Genomic DNA, 1,836 nt, shown 5'->3' with positions numbered 1-1,836 from the left:
TGACCAGTCGAAGCGCCACCGTCGGATTTCCTCGCGCCGCTGCAGGGCGTTGAGTGACAGCTCCATTGCGCACTGGATGGCATGATCGGCCTGCTCGAAGATCGCTCGGTACGCCTCGATCCCATTGAGCGCTGCCGTCCCGGGCTTGTCACCGGGCAGGGTGATGCGCTGGCGCTTCTTGATCGCCTTGTCCCGGGGCAGGATCCGCATCGGTAGGCCCTCGGTCACCACGCCGTCGGACATGGCGGACTTCCACAGGTCGATCAGCCGGGTGCGGTACTTGTTGAACACCTCCGGCGTGGTGCCAATGTCCTCGAGGAAGTCGGCCAGATCGGTCTGCTCGACCGCCTTCATGGGGATCGACCCGAGGCCCGACTTGATGTTGCGGTACAGCCGGCGGTATTCCTTGAGCGTGTGCTCGCTCAGGGGGTGGCCGTTGATGCGTCGCGCCGGCAGCTTGAGGTCGAGGAACTGGTCGACGTACTCGGCCAGCGTGGTGTCGGATGCGCACCGCCTCGATCGCTTGAGGATCTGCCCGGCAAGATCACCGCCCGAACCGAATACCTGGTTGAGCTGGCGGGCCGCATCGATCGCCTGCTTCTCGGTCACGTAGCCGAAGCCGTTGTAGCGGCCCGGGTCATTCGTCGGCAGGTCGGGGCGCAGGTAGTAGTAATAGGGCCCGCGCGCCTTCTTCGATGCGTAGAGATTGGAGGGCCAGTGGGCCCGATCCTTGCGGCGGCGCTTCGGTGCCATGGTTACGCCTCGATTGCCCGGGCCAGCACCTGGCCAGCCAGATCATTTACCGGCTTCACGGATGCCAGGTACTGCGCCTCGTGGCCGTTCTCGTCGACGAGGACATAGTAGCGCGAGCCCTCGCGCTTGCCGGCCAGTTCGCCGCGGTCGATCCGCCGGCGCAGGGTGCGCTCGTCGGGCCGGCTCTCCGGCGTGTAGGCCTGCCGGCGGTACTCGCTGAGTTTCATGTATCGCATGGTTCCTCCTTTATCCGCGGCAGTCGTCGGTGGATTCGTGCTCGTCTTGCTCGCACCCGCCGCGATTCAGGTTCCACACGCCGACGATCACGCCGGCGATGGCGACCAGGCAGAGGGCGATGATGAAGATCAGGAAGATGGTGTCGGTGGTCATTGGTAGCGGCCCTCCAAGCGTTCTTTTATCCGCCGGATCGTTTCCGGGTGCCCGACAAGAGTGGTTGCGCCGAAAGCGTCTGGCATGCGGATGAGCTTTGGGTCCGGCTCCATGTTTGGCGCTCGCTTGAAATCGTCCCAAGGCTTCCACGGCCAAGATAGAAGGCGTTCTTTCCATGACCTGGGCACATATTTGTGCCCGTTCTGAATCACAAGGTTGGGGTTCTCTAGGATTCGCATCCCGTGCAGGTGCTCCATCACTCCACCCCCTCGGCTTCTCTGCCCCGACGATTAGCCAACAGCTTTCGCACCTGCCCGATAGCCAATAGGGTCGCCACATACAGGGCGCCGAGCGTGACCCCGACACCCCACAGCGCCAACACGGCGGCAACTATGACGCCGGACAGCATCACCAACCCAAGGAGTACGCCAGTACCCCACGAGGTGATCGCCAGTGCCAAGTCCCAAATCTGCATGAAAAAGGCCATCACTCCACCCCCTCGGCTTCGCGGCGTAGGTGGTTTGCCACTGCGCAGGCAACCCTCAGCATTGCGTGGTGGTCCGGCCCCGTGCTCATGCCGTCTGCAAGCTCTTCGTTCACCTCGGTCTTGATCGCATCAACAACGGTCTGCGCTGCACCAGCCGCAACCAGCTTGTCGCGGCGGGCGAGCATCGAGCGCGCCATGCTTCTCAT

Annotated in this window: 5 protein-coding genes; all 5 read right to left on the bottom strand. The window is 63.4% G+C overall.

Annotated features, from left to right (window positions below; all coding sequences use genetic code 11):
• Nucleotides 1–753 (bottom strand): phage integrase Arm DNA-binding domain-containing protein (locus tag RI841_RS16320; RefSeq protein ID WP_310706683.1); only part of this gene is annotated, 753 nt, incomplete at its 3' end.
• 2 nt (nucleotides 754–755) lie between these two features.
• On the bottom strand, nucleotides 756–989 hold the full coding sequence (locus RI841_RS16315) for a hypothetical protein (protein WP_310706682.1): 234 nt from the start codon (nucleotides 987–989) through the stop codon (nucleotides 756–758).
• A gap of 10 nt (nucleotides 990–999) precedes the next feature.
• Nucleotides 1,000–1,143 (bottom strand): hypothetical protein, encoded by a 144-nt coding sequence (locus RI841_RS16310; protein ID WP_310706681.1) that lies wholly within the window; start codon nucleotides 1,141–1,143, stop codon nucleotides 1,000–1,002.
• A 256-nt stretch (nucleotides 1,144–1,399) separates the two neighbouring features.
• On the bottom strand, nucleotides 1,400–1,630 hold the full coding sequence (locus RI841_RS16305; protein ID WP_310706680.1) for a hypothetical protein: 231 nt from the start codon (nucleotides 1,628–1,630) through the stop codon (nucleotides 1,400–1,402).
• A partial coding sequence (locus RI841_RS16300; RefSeq protein WP_310706679.1) for a hypothetical protein occupies nucleotides 1,630–1,836 on the bottom strand: 207 nt, incomplete at its 5' end. The genes RI841_RS16300 and RI841_RS16305, both read right to left, overlap by 1 nt.

Source organism: Halomonas sp., from assembly GCF_031581305.1.
In the GTDB taxonomy this organism is placed as follows: domain Bacteria; phylum Pseudomonadota; class Gammaproteobacteria; order Pseudomonadales; family Halomonadaceae; genus Halomonas.
Note: the sequence above shows the minus strand (reverse complement) of the source record. Positions and strands in the feature narration are given on the sequence as shown.